Consider the following 18,438-nt stretch of genomic DNA (forward strand, 5'->3'; position numbering starts at 1 on the left):
CTGTCAGAATCGCCAGAAGAGGAAGCGACGCTGCCGGGGCTTGGCCGCCGGAGAAGGGCGCTTTGCGGGGCTGAAGCGCGCGGCGGGATCAATCGCCTTCGCGCGCAGCGCCATGTCGTAGAAGGCGCCCACCATTGGCAGGGCGCTGCGCGCCCCCTGGCTCCAATAGCTGCCAAGGGTCACGCGTCCATCGTCGAAGCCCACCCACGCGCCTGCGACGAGCTGCGGGTGCATGAGGATGAACCAGCTATCGGCGTTGTCCTGCGTCGTTCCGGTCTTGCCGGCCACGTCAGCGCGAATCCCGAAGCGCGACCGGATATCCGAGCCGGTGCCGCGCGTGACGACATCGCGCATCACGTCGACCAGCGTCAGCGCGGCCCCGGCGGGTAGCGCCGCGGCTGGCGCGGCGCCCGCAAACTCGGCCAGAAGCTTGCCATGGGGGTCCTCGATGCGGGTTACCATGCGAGGCGCGACATAGTTGCCACGGTTGGCGATCGTCGCGTATGCCGAAACCATTTCCCTGAGCGTCACCGGGCTCGTGCCGAGCGCAAGCGAAGGCACCGGTTCGAGCGGGCTCTCGCGTACGCCCATCGCCTGCGCCAGGCGTGCGACCTTTTCCGGGCCCTGCTTCTGCATGAGCTGCGCCGTGATGCGATTGCGCGAGAACGCCAGCGCGTCGCGCAGCGTCATGGGCCGGTCGGTAGGGGGTTCGGCGTCGGTCGGCCGCCAGACGGCATGGTCGGACAGGGGGATGGCCACGTTGCGGTCGACGATGGTATCGCCTGGCTGGGCGCCGCCTGCGAACGCTGCGCCATAGACGAACGGCTTGAATGTCGAGCCCGGCTGGCGGCGCGCCTGTTGCACGTGATCGAACGGCTCGGCACGGAAGTCGGGGCTGCCGACCCAGGCCTTGATGTCACCGCTGCGTGGATCGATCGCGACGAATCCGGCCTGGACCTGAGTCTTGCCGCGGCAGAGTGCGCGTACGAAGTCGGGATTGGACGCGAGGTTCCTGAGTGCGCTGCGGTCCGTTTGTCCGGTCCCGCGCGCGGCGCGGTACTCGGAAGTCTGCCGGATGAATGCCTGGAACAGGTCATTGCCTGGCCAGCAGCCCGTATGCTCGTTCCATGCCTGGTTCGCGATCCATTGCAACTGATTCGTCTGCCAGGCCAGCGCCTGCGTGGCCATGGATTGCAAGCGGAAATCGATCGTCGTGCGCACCACCAGCCCATCGGCGTAGAGGTTGTAGCCATTGCGATCGGCCCACGCGGTCAACCATTTGCGCAACTGCGCCGCAAAATGCGGTGCGGCACCCGGCGGCTCGGTCTGCGGCGCGAATTCGACGTGGAGCGGCTGCCGTTCGAGCCGGGCGTAGGCATCGGCCTTGAGCTTGCCGTACTTTTGCATCTGCCCGAGTACGGTGTTTCGCCGCTGCAGTGCGCGTTCGGGATTGAGGACCGGGTTATAGGTGCTGTTGGCCTTCAGCATGCCGACGAGCGTCGCGCTTTCAAGAATATCGAGCCGGTCGGCCGATTTTCCGAAGTAGGTGCGGGCGGCCATTTCAACGCCGTAGGCGTTGTACAGGAACGGTACCGTGTTCAGGTAGGTCTCGAGGATCTGTTCCTTGCTGTACACGGATTCGATCTTGAAGGCCGTGATGGCTTCCCTGAGCTTGCGAGTCAGCGTTGGCGCACGGCCGATGTCGTCGGGATAGAGGTTGCGCGCCAGTTGCTGCGTGATTGTCGAACCACCCTGCCTGTCGCCGGAAAACGTATGCAGTGCCGCCGCCGCCGTCCGCATCCAGTCGATGCCGTGATGGTCGTAGAAGCGGCGATCTTCCGTCGCGATCAATGCGGCGACGACGTCGGGCGAGATTTGCCTGAGCGGCACCCAAGCGCGATTGACCGGCTTGAGTTCATCCAGGATTTGGCCATCGGCCGACAGGATCAAAGCGGGCCGATCGATGCGGGCCTTGCGGATGTCACCGAGCGTCGGCGTCGACCGGATGAGTGCGAGCGTAAACAGCACGAAGAGTGCCGACAAGGCGACGAGCGCGAGAGTGACGCCGCGTCGTGTCGGGTGGCGAAGCTGGCTTCGGGCACTGTCGAGAAGATGCCCGGATGTCGCTTTGCAGGCTGCCGCCACAGGCCGGATGCGGGCGAGCCACCGTGCGCAATGCGCGCGAAACACAATGACAGGGCGGCGATTCACGGCGGCAGGGGCTGAAGAAAAAACGCGATCGTACCAAAGCCACCGGGGGCTTCCACCGGGAAAGGGTCGACGTGGCGCCGGTATTTACAGACGATTACATCTTTCGATGGCGCGAGGGTGAGAGGCAACCCAGGTGGAACTGGAAAGAGTGCCGTACCCGACGCGGCCGTGATGACTCAAGCGAAGGTTGCGGGGCCTCAGGGGCAACGGAGCGTGCCCGCCATGAAATCTGCCGGAGCCCATGCACTGCCCCTGCCTTTGTGCGCTTATCGCGCAAATCTCGGTGCAGACCGTTGTTCTTGCCTACCTCTCCGACGCCGCCGCACGGAAAATGGATCCGCCGATCGGATCGGCTGTGAATGCCCTCCAGGAAGAAGGCGGGGCGCGCATGACAATGAAGGATGGAGATGAAATTGAGCGTCAAGAAACATTGGGTCACCATGGTGCAGCTTGCGGCAATCGCCTGCGTGGCGGTGGGCAACCATGCCGCCGCCGCGGATGCCTGGCCCGCCAAGCCGATCAAAGTGATCGTTCCCTATACGCCGGGCGGATCGACCGACACGGTGTCGCGCGTGGTGTTCGAGAAGGTCTCCCAAAGTCTCGGGCAGCCGATCATCATCGAGAACAAGCCGGGCGCCAACAGCACGCTGGGGGTCGGCGTCGCGGCCCGCTCGGCAGCGGACGGCTATACCTTTGTGTCGATCCTTGCCGCGTACAGCGCCAATATGTCGTTGTATTCAAAGCTGAGCTACAAGCCGTCTGACCTGGTGCCGGTTGCGCAAATGGCGGAGCTGCCGCTGTTCCTGTTTTCCAGCAAGAAGCTCCCCGTCAAAACGGTGTCCGAGCTCGTCGCCTACGGCAAGGCGCATCCTGACACGCTGACCTTTGGCTCCAGCGGCGTCGGCAGCTCGGCGCACCTGACCGGCGAGCGCTTCGCGATGGAATCGAAGGTGAAGATGACCCACATCCCGTACAACGGTAGCGCGCCGATCTTGCCGGCGCTCGTTTCGGGTGAGGTCTCGGTGGCGTTCGATCCGTTGCTCGTGCCGATGCCGCATGCGAAGCAGGGCAAGATCAACGTGCTGGCGGTCGCCTCGGCCAGGCGCTGGCCTGGCGAGCCGAACATTCCGACCATGGAGGAAGCTGGCTTTCCGGGCTTCGTGATGAGCTCGTGGACCGGGCTCCTCGCGCCGGCAGGCACGCCGCCGGCCATTGTCGACCGGATGGCAAAGGAGATCGCCATGGCCGTGCGCAACCCCGATGTGGCGAAGAAGCTGACCGACCTGGGCTTCGTACCTGTGAGTGGTACGCCGGACGAGTTTCGCAAGCTGATCGATCGGGACATTGCGCGTTACGGTGCAATCGTCAAGGCGGGCAAGATCTCGCTCGACTAGGATCCGTTCCGCAGGCTGCGCAGTTGCGCAGCCTGGCGCCGGACCAGCTCGAGTCGGCGCGATCACGCTGCTGTGCCTGTTGACGTTCCGCGCGTGGCGCGATGCGCCGAAACGGCTCAGCCCAGATTCAGCATCTCGCGAGCCTGGGCGGCGGTCGCGACCGGGCGACCATACTCCTCGCAGAGCTCGGCAACCTGGCGCACGAGCGCGGCATTGGATGGGGCGAGCGTGTTCTTGTCCATCCGCACATTGTCCTCGAGCCCGGTGCGGCAGTGACCGCCGAGTTCGAGCGACCAGCGAGCCATCGTCATTTGATGGCGTCCAATGCCGGCGCCGGTCCATGTCGCATCGGGCGAAAGGCGCTTGAGGGTACGAACGTAGAACTCAAGCACTTCGCGGTCGACGGGCATGGCGTTCTTGATGCCCATGACGAACTGGATGTGCAGGGGACCGACGATCGCGTTCGCCGCCTGCATTGCTGCCGCCTGGAAGATCATCGACAGGTCAAAGGCCTCGACTTCGGGCTTGATGCCATAAGCCTTCATTTCGGCGGCGAGCCAGTCGACCAGGTCCGGCGCGTTGTCATAGACCCGGGTCGGGAAATTGACCGAGCCGGTCGCCAGCGACGCCATGTCGGGTCGCAGCGACAGCATGGCGCCGCGCTCATTGCCGGCCCCGGAGCGACCGCCGGTGGACACCTGGGTAATCATGCCCGGCGCGTGCTTGCGAATACCTTCAAGCACCAGGGCAAAGCGATCGGGATTGGACGTGGGCGTTTCATCGTCGTTGCGGACATGGAGATGAACCAGGGTCGCACCGGCTTCGAATGCCGCCTGGGTCGACTCCACCTGTTCGCTAACTGTGATCGGCACGGCCGGATTGTCTTTCTTGCGCGGCAGGGATCCCGTGATCGCGACAGAAATGATGCAGGGCTTGGTCATGCTTGATCTCAGTAAGGTGGCTGGGGGGGGGCGGGTATTTCGGCCGATGCTTCCGGGGACACTGGGAGGCTACCTCTGGCGCTCGGTTGGCGCTGTGCTGGTATCCGTATTGCTCGACACCATGCTTGCATCGTATGAGCGGCTGCCGGGCTGCGTCCAATACTGATTGGGTTTGCAACGATACGGGGAGAGTATTGAGTGGCGTCGGCGCGGCAAGGGGTATTAGCAAGAAAGTCGTTTCGCTGATTGCGGGGACGGTGTTCTTGGCAAGCGCTGCTGTTTCGCCGGCGCAGCCGGCGAGTCACTTTTGTCTCGCGACAAAAGTAACCAAAAACGCGTTTTCGTGGTCGACGAACGGCCCGTGGTGGTAAAGACGGTACAGGGCATAGCCACACTGCCTGCCGCGTAGATGATCAGGATATGTCAGATGAGCGACCCCGGATTACTTGGTGGCTCCTGCTAACCGCGCCATCGGTAGGACGCCTACGGCTGCGCTGCGCGCACTCTGTGAAAACCGAGGGAAGAGAAGAGAAGAGAAGGGAAGAAACGGAAGCACCAGCCTCTGTGTCGTTGATGTCGTCCGCCTGCCAACTACTGAGCCGCGCAGCAGCCGAAGGCGATGATGCGATAACGGTGGCAGTGTCGGGCCACGGACAGTTTCGGGGCTCGTTCAATCATTGCTGGAGAGCCTGCATACGGACGTGCTCCACGCGGCAGGCAGCCGGGCAGACTCTGAAGCGAATACCCGTACGAAATTCTTCGCACACTACGATCAATATTGGTCCGCTAGGACAAGTCAACGCGTTTTTTGGTTACTTTTTGTCGCTCGGACAAAAAGTGACTCGCCGGCTACGCCGGCGAAACAGCGGCGTTTGCCAGGAGTGATAACCCAATCATTGCCAGAGACGCCCCGCCGGCTACGCCGGCGAAACAGCGGCGCCTGCCAACAGCGACGACCGGGTCATAACCGGGAACGCCATCAGGCAAATCTCTCCCTCAACCCCCTGGCCGCATCCCTCAGCAAAACATGATCCAACCCCACCGCCACGAAATGCATCCCCATATCCAGATACCGCCGCGCATCCGCCTCCACCGCCGTTAGCGTCCCGATCGCTTTCCCGGCCCGATTGGCCGCCTCGCACACCTGCTGCACAGCGGCCTGCACCTCGGCGTGATTCGGATTGCCAAGATGCCCATACCCCGCCGCCAGATCGTTCGGGCCGATAAAAATCCCATCGACCCCCGGCTCCGCGCAGATCCCGGCAATCGCCTCCACCCCCTTGCGGCTTTCAATCTGCACCAGCACGCAGATGTTCTCGTTGATGGTCTTGAAGAAGTCCGGCAACGTGCCATAGCGATTCTGCCGCTGCACGCCCGACACGCCACGCACCCCATCCGGCGGATAACGCGTCGCACGCACCGCGCGACGCGCTTCTTCCGCTGACTCCACGAACGGGATCAGGAAGTTGTAGAAGCCGATATCCAGCAGCCGCTTGATCATGACCGGATCATTCCACGGCGGCCGCACCACCGGCGCGCTGACGCTGTCCTTCAGTGCCATCAGCTGCGGTGCGAGCGTCAGCACATCGTTGGGCGAATGCTCGCCATCGAGCAGCAACCAGTCGAAGCCGGCCAGGCCGATGATTTCGCTGGTCACGGGCTGCCCAAGCGAACTCCACAAGCCGATCAGGCGCTTGCGTGCCAGGATGTCGGCGCGAAACTTGTTGGGCAGCGGATGGATCTGGGGCAGATGCGCGGTGGTGGTCATCGTCGGAACTCCTGTTCAGTTGGCCGCGAGGGCGGAAAGCGGGCCGGGCGACTTGCCCCGTGCCTGCGACACGCGCGCAGCGGCATCGTCCAGCTGGGCCAGCGTGCCGCTGTCCACGGGAATCCATTCCGCACGCTCACGTCGCCAGGCGCGCTCGGGGTCGCCAGGCAACTGGATGGCACCGTTGCCCGGCTGCAGGCGCGAGGCCTTCATCCATTCGACGAACGCTTGCACCTCATGACCGAAGGTGGTGCTGCTGCCCAGCCGCGCCGGGTCGAAGATGATTGCCAGCATGTTGTTCCAGACCGCGTGTTCGTGCGTGAGCGTCTCGGGCCGGATCGTGTGGCCGCCCGTCACGGCCGCGCCCAGCAATTCGCACATCACGGCCAGCACATAACCCTTGTGCTCGCCGAACGTGCGCAGCGCGCCTTGCGGCGTACCAGGATGCGGAAACATGACGGCAGGGTCGTCGGTCGGATGGCCGTTCGGGTCCATCAGGCAGCCGGGTGGCACGGGCACGCCCTTGTTGTTGGCCACGCGCACCTTGCCCAGCGCGATGGCGCTGGTGGCAAAGTCCAGCACCAGCGGCGGCTGGCCAGCCACTGGCACGCCGATCGTGAACGGGTTGGTGCCGAAGCGCGGATCATAGCCGCCATGCGGCGCAACGATCGGCTTGGACAGCACGTTCACGAAGTGGATCGAGATCATGCCGGCCGCGGTCGCCTGCTCGGCCCAGTGGCCCACGCGTCCCAGATGGTGCGAGCGGCGCAACCCCAGCACGCATACGCCATGCTCGCGCGCGCGCTCGATGCCCAGCCGCATCGCCTGCTCGGTCACGGCCTGGCCCATGCCGCGATTGCCATCGAGGCTCAGGATGCCGCCCGATTCATGCACCACGCTGACCTGCTGCTTCAGCTGCAGCTGGTCTCCCTGCCACGACATCACGTACTTGGGAATCATGCCCACGCCATGCGAATCGTGGCCCGACAGGTTGGCCCCGACCAGATGGTCGGCCGTCAATACGGCCTCGCGTTGATCGGACCCGGCCGCCAGCCAGAGGTCGACTACCCATCGATGCAGGCCCGCGGTCGGGATTCGGTGCTCACTCATGCTGACTCCGTGTGAAGTGGGTTTCGTTGATCGGGTTGTGCAATTTTGCACCATGAGCGATGACAGCCGTGCCGGTGTGTCGGTGGCGGGGCTCGGATCTGCGACGATCAATCCCGACCTCGGCCCTGCGGAGGGGGGCAAAGGCATGCCGACGGGCAAGGTGTCGCTCTATGAGCGGGTTTCATACCAGCATCACCAGGAACGGCGGGCGTGCAGCGATGGCTGTTCAATGCTGGTATGCGGTATTTGTTTTAAAGATTTCATTCGGCCGTTCATACCCTTGACGACAGTGATTCACCGGCGGCCGATGGCGACCTGCTCGCGAGATCGGCCGGTTCGCTGCAATGGATGGCGCGGTGAGCGACTGCGAGTATGCTGGCGGCTTCGAACTCAGCCTTCAGCCACGTTCGATCATGCGTAGGACAGCCGCTGCAAGTGCCCCGTTGCCATCGCCAAGCAGGTCGACGGCATCGAAGTGATGCCCGCCGTCCTGCGGCACAATCTCCACGTCAAAGCCGCATTCGGTCAGCAGTGCCTGGTATTCGCGCTGGAGCCGGTGGTACTCCGGAGACTCATGTCCGCCCACCGTCAGGATCATCGGCAGTTTTACCAGCGGGAGATGGTGGATCGGGCTGTAGCTTGCCACGTCCGCTTCGGTCAACCGGACCGCCTTGTTGAGATAGCACAGGCGGATGGGCTCCAGGTCATACAGGCCGCTGATCGCGCAGCCGCCCTTGACGACATCCGCTGGTACGCCGAGCGTTTCCCAGTCGGTTCCCGCGAGCGTGGCAGTCAGATGTCCGCCGGCCGAATGGCCTGAAATAAAGATCTGGTTTGCGTCGAAACCCAGTTCTGCTGCGTGGCGATAAAGCCAGGCCACGGCATCGCGATTGTCGCGCACGATTTCCGCCATGCCGACATCCGGTGCCAGGCGGTAGTTCACCACAGCGACATTGACATCATGCTGCAGGTAGGGCGCTGCAACGTAGCTGAAGTCAGACTTGTCCAGCGATTGCCAATAGCCGCCATGGATAAAGACGAGCAACGGACGGCCCGTGGTGCGCGCAGGAAAGAAGTCCAGCGCCTGCTTGCTATCCGGACCATAGGCAAGATTTTCCCTGACCGGATTAGCGCGACGAAATCCGGCGCTGGTCTTCGCCCATGCCTGGAATATGTCCTGGAAGCCGGGGATGCCCGCCCTGACGTTGTACTGCTGGTCCAGTTCTTCCTGATTGAAGTTTCGATACACTGACATTACATTTGGCTCCAGACTGTTGGATCGATGTTTCGATTCCATTCGATCGTTGCGACGCAATTTGCGTCCGGCCAAAGATACTTGCCGGCGTACGGTGCGGCGCGCCCCTGGATGACAACGACTATCGCAAAGACGCCATGTTTGGAAAGAGCGAAAACCGGGATGACTACCAGGCGATAGACCGGCCGGTGGGCGGCATGGCGCGCAAGCTGAAGGATGGCTTCTATATCGACGTGCATTCCCACCCGCGTGGCCAACTGATTTACGCCTATGTCGGCGCCATCCTGGTGACTACCGGCTTCGGATCATGGGTGGTCCCGCCGCAGCGCGCGGTGTGGGTGCCCTGCGACGTCGAGCATGCCATGCAAGCCTGCGGCGACGTCGAGATGCGGACGGTCTATATCCGTGCCGATGCCATCCCGGCGGAGCTGCGCGACTGTTGCGTCGTCGCCGTCCCGCCCCTGCTGAGAGAGCTGATTTCCGCGGTGGTCCGCATGCCCGTGGCCTACGACGAAGGCGGCCGTGATGGCCTCGTGGTCGAACTGCTTTTGCAGGATCTGCGGCCGCTTTCTGTCGTGCCGCTGCACTTGCCGATACCCAGGGATCCCCGGCTAAGCAAGATCTGCGCAAAGATTCTCGAGGACCCGTCCGACGAGACCTCCGTAGAGGCGTGGAGCCGCTCAGTCGGTGCGAGCGAGCGGACCATCATCCGTCTGTTTCCGGATGAAACCGGGATGACCTACAGCCGCTGGAAGCAGCAGGCAAGGCTGATGGCCGCGGTACGGCTGCTTGCGGAGGGCTGCCATGTCACGGACATTGCCTTGCAGCTGGGCTATGAAAGTCCGAGCGCCTTCAGCGCCATGTTCAGGCGCGCGCTGGGCATGACGCCCACCGAGTATTTCAGGGATAGAGCTGGGGAATAGGCAGCGCTGGCAGGTTGGCGTCCGCGCGACATCAACTGGCGTCGCCGCGCGATTCGCATGCGGCATGGTGCGGCACAGTCGGGGTGTCGGCGGATGGCCAGCACCGTGCAAGCTCCGTCGGCATCTTTTCAAGTCGAGGAGTCCGTATGTCAGTGATGGATCGTATCCAGGCTGCCGGCATTGTCCTGCCCGCGGTCGAAATTCCCAAGGCGCATTATGTCCCCTACACGCTGCACCATGGCTTCCTGACGGTATCGGGACAACTGCCGCTACAGAGCGGCAAGCCGGTGTTCGTCGGCACGGTTCCCGACGCCATCACGGTCGAGGCCGCACAGGAAGCCGCGAGGCTGTGCCTGGCCAACTTGCTGGGTTGGGTTGCCGCAGGGCTGGACGGAGACTTCGAACGTATCCGCGGTGTAGTCCGTGTGGGCGGCTACGTTGCGGCGAAGCCCGGGTTCAATGATGCGCCGCTGGTCATCAACGCAGCGTCGGAACTGCTGAACCGGATCTTCGGCGAGCGCGGGCGCCATGCACGCGTGGCGATGGGCGTAGCGAGCCTTCCGTTTGGCGCCCCGGTCGAAATCGAAGCAACCTTTGCCTTGGACGTGTAGTCGATGGGCACCGAAACCAGATCAGGGTATGCGGACGTGCTGGTAGGGTTGCAATACGGGGACGAGGGCAAGGCCCGGGTGATCGACCACCTCGCCGGCGAGTATGACGTGATTGCGCGCTTCAACGGCGGCGCCAATGCGGGCCATACCATCGTCACCGCTGACGGCACCCTGCGGCTACGCCAGGTTCCTTCCGGCGTGCTGCATCCGGATGCGTCCCTTTACATCGGTTCAGGCTGCGTGATCGGCTTGCAGCAACTAGCGTCCGAAATCGAAATGCTGGCCGGACAAGGGATTAACCTGGCCGGACGGCTGACCATCAGTGACCGGTGTCCGGTTGTCCAGCCCGCCCATTTCCTGTCTGACCGCCAGCATGGCGGGCAGATCGGAACGACTGGCAACGGCATCGGGCCCTGCTACGCGGACCTGGCGGCCCGCATGCGGGACGGTAAGCGATCGGCGTTTCAACTTCGCGACCTGATGCAGGACGAAAGCCTGGTACTCGGACAGATGATGCGGTTGGCCGCGCAGCGCGACGACGACAGTCTCGGCGTCTTCATGCAAGAGATGCGTCAGGCGTGGCGGGTGGTCCGCCCATTCGTGACCGACGATCCGCTCTCGCTGCTGCGGCGTGTGGAAGGCGGTGCGCGGGTTCTCTTCGAGGGCGCGCAATCGGTCATGCTCGATGTCGTGCAGGGCACCCAGCCGTGGGTGACGTCCAGCCATACCTTGCCTTCCCACGCTTACGTGGGTGGCGACCTCCCGTGCCGGTATCACCGCAAGACCATCGGCGTGGCCAAGGCGATCGTCTCCCGCGTTGGTAGCGGGCCCTTGCCCACCGAACTGGGCGCGCAACAATCCGAGGCCTATTGTGCGGAAGCGGCGCGCGGCGGACGCGGCAAGGCCGACGAGGCGCGCCGCTTCGACCCGCAGGCGTTGCTTGGGAAAGACGATTCGTTTTCCATCGGCGTGGCGATCAGGATGCTGTCGAACGAATATGGCACGGGGACCGGGAGGCCCCGTCGCGTAGGACTGCTCGACGTCGCTCAACTCCAGCTTGCTGTCCGACAGTTTGGCGTCGACGAGATCTACCTGAACAAATGCGACAGTCTGGCAGCCTTTGCGCGGACGCGCGATCGATGCATCCCTGTCGTCGTTGACGCATGCGATGGTGAAGGCGCCCGGATGATGCGGTTTCCTGCTTTCGAAGAGGACGCCATTCCGCGTGACGACGCTTCGCCGCTTCCTCCGCAACTTGAAGCCCTGCTGGAATGGCTGTCGGATGCCCTCCGCCGGCCGCTGCGCGGCATCGGACTAGGTCCGGAACGTGTGCAGATGCGGCGATTCCGGGCTCAACATCAAGCCATATCATGACTATCGAGACACCCTTCTACTTTCATAGTGAAATGCGTCGTGCCGACCTGGCCTGGACCGACTGGCCCGCCATCGAGGCGTTCCTCAGGGATGAACTGATCTGCCGGGTTGCGGTGCATGACGAACCGTTTCCCTACGTTACCGCTCAGAGCTTTACCTTTACCGGCGACGCGTTCCTGATCCACAGCTCCCGATTCGGCAAGCTTGCGTCGGCGATTCGGGCGAATCCGCGCGTGACGATCGAGGTCGATCGGCCGGTGGCGCTCCTGAAAGCTCCCAAGGGGCAGAACACGAGCCTCGAGTACTACAGCGTCATTGCACGATGCGAAGTGAGACTTCGGGAGAGCACGGAGGAAGTGCGTGCCCACCAGAACCAGGCGCTGGAAAAATTCCGGCCGGAGAAGGACTATTCGCCGATTGAGGATGGGGCAGCCAGCCAGATCGTTGCTTATCGATGCGAGATTCGTGAGCTGAGCGCGAAGAAGCGCATCCTCGCGGACGGCCAGTACTCGCCGCCGGGCCAGCCGAAGGCGCCGTATTTGCGCTATCCCTTCCCGTCCGGTGCTACGCTTTCCGGCCTGGGACCCGAGGCGTTCGATCCTCACAAGTTCGCTTCGAAATAGGTCAGGATATCCGGCGACACGAGAGATGCTTCGGCATCTCTTTTTTTTGGTGCCAAGGAAAATCGGTTGGCACCTGCGAGACATAGCTTGGCGTTCTCGCGCGGGCCTCCGAGGCGCCAGGACGCGACAGTAGCAAGTGATCACGCATCGATGCGTATCGCAACGCCATGAGCGCCTACCAGCGCGGGCATTAAAACTACTGGAGACAAGATGAAACACACCCCACTCGAGCTGATGCGCGCGCGCACCGGCGACCGGCTGGAACGGCTACCCGTGTGCGGCTACCACCGGTTTCTGTTCGCCGTCATTGCATTGGCCTTCTTCTTCGACAACCTCGACCTGGCCATGATGACCTATCTGCTGGGGTCGATCCGGGCGGAGTTCGCATTGTCTTCTGCGCAGGCCGGGATGCTCGGCAGTGCGAGCTTCGTCGGGATGGCCCTCGGTGCGGTCTGTTCCGGCATGCTGGCAGACCGGTTCGGCAGGAAGCCGGTTTTCCAGGTCAGCATGATCATCTGGGGCGTCGGCAGCTATCTCTGCTCGACCGCCAGCGGCCCGATGGAACTCGGCGCATATCGGGTTCTGCTGGGCCTGGGCATGGGCATGGAGTTGCCGTTGGCCCAGACGCTGATGTCGGAGTTCATTCCTGCACGCCAGCGCGGCAAGTATCTGGCATTGATGGACGGAAACTGGCCGATTGCGTTCATTTGCGCGGGCTTGATGTCGTACTACGTCCTGAGCGCTTATAGCTGGCGGACCATGTTCCTGCTCGGCGCCGTGCCGGCGGTCTTCCTGCTCGTGATCCGCCGCTATGTACCGGAATCCCCGCGCTGGCTGGAATCGCGAGGCCGGCATGCGGAGGCGGCCGATGTGGTTGAACGTATCGAGAAATCTGTGATGCGCCGGTTGAAGCTCGACGCGCTGCCCGAAGTCACCCCCATGATCGCCGAGGCAGAGCAAACCGCATCGGGTCTGCGCGTACTGTGGTCGCAGGCGTATCGCAGCCGGACGTTGACCGTGTGGGGGCTATGGTTCTTCGCGCTGCTGGGGTTCTATGGCCTGAACACCTGGATCGGCGCGTTGCTGCAGCAGTCCGGCGTCGGTGTCACCAAATCGGTCCTGTATACGGTGTATATCTCCATCGGCGGCATCCCCGGCTTCCTGTGCGCGGCGTGGGCCGTCGAGCGACTGGGGCGCAAGCCGACATGCGTGGCGACACTGGTGGGTGGTGCGTGCATGGTGTTTATTTACGGCAGGGTCGCAGGTTCCGGGTCCGATGCTCCGGTGTTGCTCCTGTCCGGCGGCATGATGCAGTTCTTCATGTTCGGCATGTGGGCGGTGCTTTATACCTACACACCGGAACTGTATCCCACGCGTGCGCGCGCCTCGGGTTGCGGGATGGCATCGACGGTGGGGCGCCTGGGTTCGTTGCTCGGGCCGGCACTCGTGGGGCTGGTATTGCCTGTCGCGGGGCAAGCTGGCGTGTTCTGTCTGGGCGCCTTGTGTTTCCTTGCGGCAGCGGGAATCGTGTCCCGGTTCGGCATCGAGACCCGGGGAAGGGCGCTGGAGACAATTGCCGACTGATGCGTCGCTGCACACGCGTGTCCAGCAAGGCGCCCGGGCGACTGCTTCAGCGGCAACAGGGAAACGATTGACGATCGGACCGATCGCGCCCCTGCGAGGCTCCCCACTGCGCCGTCCACGACACGGCGCGCTGTCAGGAACCTCCTACGCACGATTCAGTCCGCCTGGCCCGGCTTTGTCGTCCCCCACTGAAGGCATTGGCGAGGTTCCCCATCTAGCCTTGAAATCAAGGAGGTGCCGATGCAGTGTGGCGGTGCCAGTGGAATGTGCCTCAGAGCCCCGGAAGGAGTGACACGATGCGCAGATCAGAAAATTCGCTACGCGCGCTGGTGGAAAAGTGGTTGTCGCCCAGCGACGCCAGCCCGGCGCGGGTCACCTGCTTCCGGCATCTTGCCAATCACAAGGGCTGCCTGGTGTGTGTCGAATCCACGCGAACCACTCGGCGCTTGTCCATCGCCTTCTTCCGCCATGGGGATGGCGCCTGGTATGTATTTCCGCCCGTCGCCGGGTAATGGCAGGTTCCCCGCGCCACGTGCGGCCCGGTCAGTCTGACCAAAGACGCCAGGGGTGCACTATGGGCTGCAGGCGTGAGGTCTCCGGTATGCGCGCGAATTGCCTCCCTAAATCAATCCCCATCCGCTGTTTCGCAATTCCTCTTTCATCACCCCTGCGATCCATTCTCTTCGCTCATCGTCCATGGGCGAATGGCGCCTGCGCGGATCGCGGCGTACGTACCCGGGGTGACTTGATATGCCACGCCCACGCCGCTAAATTGCGAATCAGCGCCATCGGCCGGCGCAGATGGGGCAGCGAGCCCTGCTCGGGCGTGGTCGAAACCGACACCAGGTTCCCTGAACACCGCGAGCGCGCTATGGGTGCGCGTCCGGCCAGCGCGACGCGTTCATGGCTCTCCGGCTCTGCCGCCGGCTTTGATCGGAATCCCGGCAATTTTGACGGGACCGAGACGGCCATTCAGTTCCGCAACCAGATCCCGATGTCGCCGTTGGGCCGTCACGGTCTCTCGCAGTGCGGCCAGAAGCTGGCGTGCGACCGTGGTGTCATGCCCGTCCCTGTCAAGCTCTCTCACCAGTGCAATCTGGCGCCGTACGCGCTCGCGGCCTTCTTTGATATATCGATCGCAAATTGCAAGATCCGGAGCGCGGGTCTCCTCGTCGGGCATCGCAATTCTCCGCGATTGGTCTTCACTTAGGATACACATTCCGCATAGCCGGTACGCCACCCCGGAATGGTCGCGTTGCGGACAGAAAAGTGACGCACTGGTATTGAAGCTCTCCTTCTGGCGCTGGCACGAGTCGTGCACCTCCGTCGTCGTTCTGAATTACTGCGGCGCCCCGTGCGCCGAGGGAGAGCCGCCATGTCGATCTATCCGGCGCACCGGTTCTGGCGCGCCCATCCGTACCGGATGACCGCCGGCATGCTGGTGCTGGGCGGCGGGGCCATGTCGCTAGTCCTCCGCCTGTGCGCCTTGCTTGGCTGAGATGCCTCCTCCCGAGCATTGCGCTTCCCTCGTCGCAGCGGAACGCGCGGCGAGCGATGGCTGGCGCGGCATGTTGCGCTTTGCGGGGCCGGGTTATCTGGTGGCGGTCGGGTACATGGACCCCGGCAACTGGGCGACCGATCTCGCCGGCGGTTCCGCCTATGGCTATCGCCTGCTGTGGGTCATCGCCATGTCCAGTTGCATGGCAGTGCTGTTGCAGGTGCTCGCCAGCCGGCTCGGCCTGGTCTGTGGCATGGACCTGGCGCAGGCCTGCCGCCAACTCAGTTCGCGACGCTCGGCGCTGGCGCAGTGGGTGTTGTGCGAGATCGCAATCTGCGCGGCCGACCTGGCCGAGGTCATCGGCACCGCCATAGCGCTGAACCTGCTGTTCGGCTTGCCGCTCGCATGGGGCGTCGCGCTGACCGTGTTCGACGTGCTGCTGGTGCTGGTCCTGCAGCAGCGCGGCTATCGGCGCCTGGAGGCCTTCGTCATCAGCATGGTGGCACTGGTGCTGGCGTGTTTTGTCGCGATGCTGCTGATCGCCCGGCCGGCGTGGCAGGACGTGGCGGCCGGACTGGTGCCCCACGGGCCGACGTTGCGGGATCCTGCCGCGCTTTATATCGGCATCGGGATCATCGGCGCCACGGTCATGCCGCACAACCTCTATCTCCATTCGGCGGCGGTGCGCACGCGTGCGCTCGATGGCAGCACGGCGGACCTGCGCCGAGCGCTGCGCTTCATGGCCATCGACACGGTGGTGGCGCTGTCGCTGGCCTTTGTCATCAACGCCGCCATCCTGATCACGGCAGCGGGGGTGTTCCATCAGGCGGGGCGTACCGACGTCGCGGAGATCCAGGATGCGTACCGCTTGCTCAGTCCTCTTACGGGCGCCGCCTGGGCCAGCCTGGTATTTGGCGTGGCGCTGCTGGCGTCGGGGCAGTGTTCGGCGGTGACCGCTACGCTTGCTGGCCAGGTGGTGATGGAGGGCTTCCTGCAGACCCGCCTTCCGCCCTGGCTGCGGCGGCTGGTCACGCGCTGCGTCGCTATCGTGCCGGCGTTCGTGGTGGCGACGCTCTATGCCGAGCGCGGCATGGCGCAGCTACTGCTGCTGAGCCAGGTGATTCTTTGCCTGCAGCTTCCGTTCGCCGCGATCCCGCTGGTGCGCTACACCAGCAGCCGCGCGCAAATGGGCGAGCACGTGAATCCGCGCTGGTTGATCGGGCTCGCGTGGACGGCCGTGGCCATCATCGTGACGATGAATGCCGCCTTGCTCTGGATGCTGGCGGCGCCACGGTATTAAGCCGTTCCACGCGCAAGGAACGGCCTCCCATCATGCCGCGCACTGCAATTCCTACACGCCCGAGCGTCGGCAGCGGCCGGGCGCCGGTTGGCTGCTCTTGAAATCGCGGTGTGCGGGCCGCGACTGGCATGGTCAATGCAGCGGCACGGCTGCGCCTGTGCTGGGACAAGGCGCGTCTGGACACATCCTGGAGCTGACCATGTTCATACACAACAAGCGATTGCAATATACCGTGCGCGTGTCGCGTGCAGCCCCTGGCCTGGCGAACCTTCTGCTGGAGCAATTCGGTGGCCCGCAAGGAGAACTGGCGGCGGCAACGCGCTATTTCACGCAGGCGTTGAGCGAGGAAGATCCCGGCCGCAAGGACATGCTGCTGGACATTGCCACCGAAGAACTCAGCCACCTGGAAGTAATCGGGTCCCTGATCGCGATGCTGAACCGGGGCGCGAAGGGTCGGCTGGCCGAAGGGTCCGAGCAGGAAGCCGAGTTGTACCGGTCCCTGTCCGGCGCGGGCAACGACAGCCACGTCACGCAGCTTCTGTTCGGCGGCGGCCCCGCGCTCGTGAACTCGGCGGGTGTGCCATGGACCTCGGCCTATATCGATACGATCGGCGAGCCCACGGCCGACCTGCGCTCCAATATTGCCGCGGAAGCGCGTGCCAAGATCATCTACGAGCGCCTGATGAATCTCAGCGACGATCCCAGCGTCAGCGAGGCGCTTGGCTTCCTGATGACGCGCGAGATCGCGCACCAGAAGTCATTCGAACGCGCGCTGTACTCGATCGCGGGCAACTTCCCACCGGGCAAGACGCCGGGCGTCGAGCCGTTCGATTCGGTCTACTACAGGATGTCGCAGGGCACCGAACCGAAGCGCGGGCCATGGAACGACGACAGGAACTTCGAGTTCGTCGAAGACCCGCCGCCCGCCGTGGATGGCGGAGATGGCTTGGCAACAGTCCGTCTGACGCCGGAAGAGGAGTCGGCCGTCGCGGCGTTTGCCATGCGCGACGCGTCCGACGTCAACAGCGATCCGGTCACGGGCGCCGATCTCGGTGCGGATGGGGTTGAGCCTGAGTCAGACGAACCCGAGTCCGGGTCCGAGGCCGGGAAGCGCTAGGTCGCGCGAGCCGCCATGTCAGCGCAGGCGTGCTGCGCGCCCGCCTGCCGCGGAGGGAACGAAAATTGCACGAAGGCAAGGCTTACACCTGGTATGGAGGCTGAGATGAGCATCTTCAAAGACATCCTGAACAAGCTGCTTCACAGGGGGCAGGCTGCGCAACCGCAGACCACTTCGACCGCGAGCCCCGGAGCGGCGCCCGGCACGACCGCCGGGACTTCGCCGGGCACGTCGACGGGTTCGGTTGGGGGTACGGCTGGAGGTACGGCTGGGGGTATGGCATCAGGCACCGGAGGCGCTCAGGCCGCTTCGGGCACGGCGCCGTCCGGTGGGAGCCCCTCTGCCGGCGGCACGGCTTCGTCGGCGGGCGGGACACCGGCATCCTCTGGCGCGACGGGCCAGCGGCCGCTGTCCCAGGTCGACGTGGAGGCGGTCATGGACCGGGCTGTGAGCGAATCGGGCCAGGCGCTGAACTGGCGGACATCGATCGTCGATACGCTCAAGGCGCTGGGCATCGACAGCAGCCTCGAGCATCGCAAGGCGCTCGCGCACGAGCTGAACTACACGGGCGACACCAACGACTCGGCGTCGATGAACACGTGGCTGCACAAGCGGCTGATGCAGGAACTGGCGGCGAATGGCGGCAAGCTGCCGGCCTCGCTGACGGACTGACCATTCTGCGCGGACGTGAAGGTTTGCGCCGCCGGTTCTGCAATCCGGCCGGCGCCG

General features: G+C 64.0%; 17 protein-coding genes. 11 read left to right on the forward strand and 6 right to left on the reverse strand.

The annotated features are described in order from the left end of the window. Window positions 1–3: 3 nt before the first annotated feature. Window positions 4–2,190: a penicillin-binding protein 1A gene (locus tag ACIGJC_RS19735; RefSeq protein ID WP_483713817.1), complete on the reverse strand. Its 2,187-nt coding sequence runs from the start codon at window positions 2,188–2,190 to the stop codon at window positions 4–6. 461 nt (window positions 2,191–2,651) lie between these two features. On the opposite strand from ACIGJC_RS19735, the gene ACIGJC_RS19740 reads away from it, so the two are divergent. Next, on the forward strand, window positions 2,652–3,605 hold the full coding sequence (locus tag ACIGJC_RS19740; protein WP_483714482.1) for a Bug family tripartite tricarboxylate transporter substrate binding protein: 954 nt from the start codon (window positions 2,652–2,654) through the stop codon (window positions 3,603–3,605). A gap of 116 nt (window positions 3,606–3,721) precedes the next feature. Here the strand turns inward: ACIGJC_RS19740 and ACIGJC_RS19745 are convergent, their stop codons facing one another. The 4 genes from ACIGJC_RS19745 to ACIGJC_RS19760 all read right to left on the reverse strand — a co-directional run bounded on the left by ACIGJC_RS19745 (window position 3,722) and on the right by ACIGJC_RS19760 (window position 8,679). Further along, window positions 3,722–4,546 carry a 3-oxoadipate:acetyl-CoA acetyltransferase gene (locus ACIGJC_RS19745; protein ID WP_483713818.1) on the reverse strand — a complete coding sequence of 275 codons (825 nt, stop codon included), beginning with the start codon at window positions 4,544–4,546 and terminating at the stop codon, window positions 3,722–3,724. A 979-nt stretch (window positions 4,547–5,525) separates the two neighbouring features. Then, window positions 5,526–6,314, reverse strand: a complete 789-nt coding sequence (gene garL, locus ACIGJC_RS19750) for a 2-dehydro-3-deoxyglucarate aldolase (RefSeq protein WP_483713820.1) — start codon at window positions 6,312–6,314, stop codon at window positions 5,526–5,528. Between the two features lie 15 nt (window positions 6,315–6,329). Beyond that, window positions 6,330–7,424 (reverse strand): malate/lactate/ureidoglycolate dehydrogenase, encoded by a 1,095-nt coding sequence (locus ACIGJC_RS19755; protein ID WP_483713821.1) that lies wholly within the window; start codon window positions 7,422–7,424, stop codon window positions 6,330–6,332. 397 nt (window positions 7,425–7,821) lie between these two features. Continuing rightward, a complete protein-coding gene (locus ACIGJC_RS19760; RefSeq protein WP_483714483.1) occupies window positions 7,822–8,679 on the reverse strand; it encodes an alpha/beta hydrolase in 858 nt (285 codons plus the stop codon). Between the two features lie 137 nt (window positions 8,680–8,816). On the opposite strand from ACIGJC_RS19760, the gene ACIGJC_RS19765 reads away from it, so the two are divergent. The 6 genes from ACIGJC_RS19765 to ACIGJC_RS19790 all read left to right on the forward strand — a co-directional run bounded on the left by ACIGJC_RS19765 (window position 8,817) and on the right by ACIGJC_RS19790 (window position 14,306). Further along, window positions 8,817–9,602: an AraC family transcriptional regulator gene (locus ACIGJC_RS19765; RefSeq protein ID WP_483713822.1), complete on the forward strand. Its 786-nt coding sequence runs from the start codon at window positions 8,817–8,819 to the stop codon at window positions 9,600–9,602. Window positions 9,603–9,748: 146 nt separating this feature from the next. Next, window positions 9,749–10,213, forward strand: coding sequence for a RidA family protein (locus ACIGJC_RS19770; RefSeq protein ID WP_483713823.1), 465 nt, complete (start codon window positions 9,749–9,751; stop codon window positions 10,211–10,213). Window positions 10,214–10,216: 3 nt separating this feature from the next. Continuing rightward, window positions 10,217–11,587: an adenylosuccinate synthetase gene (locus tag ACIGJC_RS19775; RefSeq protein WP_483713824.1), complete on the forward strand. Its 1,371-nt coding sequence runs from the start codon at window positions 10,217–10,219 to the stop codon at window positions 11,585–11,587. After that, window positions 11,584–12,210, forward strand: a complete 627-nt coding sequence (locus tag ACIGJC_RS19780; protein WP_483713825.1) for a pyridoxamine 5'-phosphate oxidase family protein — start codon at window positions 11,584–11,586, stop codon at window positions 12,208–12,210. Before ACIGJC_RS19775 ends, ACIGJC_RS19780 begins: the two co-directional genes overlap by 4 nt. Window positions 12,211–12,420: 210 nt before the next feature. Beyond that, window positions 12,421–13,794: an MFS transporter gene (locus ACIGJC_RS19785; RefSeq protein ID WP_483713826.1), complete on the forward strand. Its 1,374-nt coding sequence runs from the start codon at window positions 12,421–12,423 to the stop codon at window positions 13,792–13,794. A gap of 296 nt (window positions 13,795–14,090) precedes the next feature. Continuing rightward, window positions 14,091–14,306 (forward strand): hypothetical protein, encoded by a 216-nt coding sequence (locus ACIGJC_RS19790; RefSeq protein WP_483713828.1) that lies wholly within the window; start codon window positions 14,091–14,093, stop codon window positions 14,304–14,306. Window positions 14,307–14,695: 389 nt separating this feature from the next. Here the strand turns inward: ACIGJC_RS19790 and ACIGJC_RS19795 are convergent, their stop codons facing one another. Further along, on the reverse strand, window positions 14,696–14,974 hold the full coding sequence (locus ACIGJC_RS19795; RefSeq protein WP_483713829.1) for a hypothetical protein: 279 nt from the start codon (window positions 14,972–14,974) through the stop codon (window positions 14,696–14,698). 195 nt (window positions 14,975–15,169) lie between these two features. Between ACIGJC_RS19795 and ACIGJC_RS19800 the strand changes: the two genes are divergently transcribed. The 4 genes from ACIGJC_RS19800 (at window position 15,170) to ACIGJC_RS19815 (ending at window position 18,381) form a co-directional block, all read left to right on the forward strand. Then, a complete protein-coding gene (locus ACIGJC_RS19800) occupies window positions 15,170–15,292 on the forward strand; it encodes a hypothetical protein (protein ID WP_483713830.1) in 123 nt (40 codons plus the stop codon). Between the two features lie 70 nt (window positions 15,293–15,362). Further along, on the forward strand, window positions 15,363–16,592 hold the full coding sequence (locus ACIGJC_RS19805; RefSeq protein WP_483713831.1) for an Nramp family divalent metal transporter: 1,230 nt from the start codon (window positions 15,363–15,365) through the stop codon (window positions 16,590–16,592). 199 nt (window positions 16,593–16,791) lie between these two features. Further along, window positions 16,792–17,709: a manganese catalase family protein gene (locus ACIGJC_RS19810; protein WP_483713833.1), complete on the forward strand. Its 918-nt coding sequence runs from the start codon at window positions 16,792–16,794 to the stop codon at window positions 17,707–17,709. Between the two features lie 105 nt (window positions 17,710–17,814). Continuing rightward, complete coding sequence (locus tag ACIGJC_RS19815) at window positions 17,815–18,381, forward strand: DUF3597 domain-containing protein (protein ID WP_483713834.1); 567 nt, start codon at window positions 17,815–17,817, stop codon at window positions 18,379–18,381. The last annotated feature ends 57 nt before the right edge of the window (window positions 18,382–18,438 follow it).

The sequence above is a fragment of the Cupriavidus sp. C3SS-1 genome, assembly GCF_057073755.1.

What these genes read in the sequence shown, in the direction of transcription:
- ACIGJC_RS19740 (WP_483714482.1), top strand. Translation starts at nt 2,652, where the DNA reads ATGGTGCAGCTTGCGGCAATCGCCTGCGTGGCGGTGGGCAACCATGCC.
- ACIGJC_RS19745 (WP_483713818.1), bottom strand. Translation starts at nt 4,546, where the DNA reads ATGACCAAGCCCTGCATCATTTCTGTCGCGATCACGGGATCCCTGCCG.
- garL (WP_483713820.1), bottom strand. Translation starts at nt 6,314, where the DNA reads ATGACCACCACCGCGCATCTGCCCCAGATCCATCCGCTGCCCAACAAG.
- ACIGJC_RS19755 (WP_483713821.1), bottom strand. Translation starts at nt 7,424, where the DNA reads ATGAGTGAGCACCGAATCCCGACCGCGGGCCTGCATCGATGGGTAGTC.
- ACIGJC_RS19760 (WP_483714483.1), bottom strand. Translation starts at nt 8,679, where the DNA reads ATGTCAGTGTATCGAAACTTCAATCAGGAAGAACTGGACCAGCAGTAC.
- ACIGJC_RS19765 (WP_483713822.1), top strand. Translation starts at nt 8,817, where the DNA reads ATGTTTGGAAAGAGCGAAAACCGGGATGACTACCAGGCGATAGACCGG.
- ACIGJC_RS19770 (WP_483713823.1), top strand. Translation starts at nt 9,749, where the DNA reads ATGTCAGTGATGGATCGTATCCAGGCTGCCGGCATTGTCCTGCCCGCG.
- ACIGJC_RS19775 (WP_483713824.1), top strand. Translation starts at nt 10,217, where the DNA reads ATGGGCACCGAAACCAGATCAGGGTATGCGGACGTGCTGGTAGGGTTG.
- ACIGJC_RS19780 (WP_483713825.1), top strand. Translation starts at nt 11,584, where the DNA reads ATGACTATCGAGACACCCTTCTACTTTCATAGTGAAATGCGTCGTGCC.
- ACIGJC_RS19785 (WP_483713826.1), top strand. Translation starts at nt 12,421, where the DNA reads ATGAAACACACCCCACTCGAGCTGATGCGCGCGCGCACCGGCGACCGG.
- ACIGJC_RS19790 (WP_483713828.1), top strand. Translation starts at nt 14,091, where the DNA reads ATGCGCAGATCAGAAAATTCGCTACGCGCGCTGGTGGAAAAGTGGTTG.
- ACIGJC_RS19795 (WP_483713829.1), bottom strand. Translation starts at nt 14,974, where the DNA reads ATGCCCGACGAGGAGACCCGCGCTCCGGATCTTGCAATTTGCGATCGA.
- ACIGJC_RS19800 (WP_483713830.1), top strand. Translation starts at nt 15,170, where the DNA reads ATGTCGATCTATCCGGCGCACCGGTTCTGGCGCGCCCATCCGTACCGG.
- ACIGJC_RS19805 (WP_483713831.1), top strand. Translation starts at nt 15,363, where the DNA reads ATGTTGCGCTTTGCGGGGCCGGGTTATCTGGTGGCGGTCGGGTACATG.
- ACIGJC_RS19810 (WP_483713833.1), top strand. Translation starts at nt 16,792, where the DNA reads ATGTTCATACACAACAAGCGATTGCAATATACCGTGCGCGTGTCGCGT.
- ACIGJC_RS19815 (WP_483713834.1), top strand. Translation starts at nt 17,815, where the DNA reads ATGAGCATCTTCAAAGACATCCTGAACAAGCTGCTTCACAGGGGGCAG.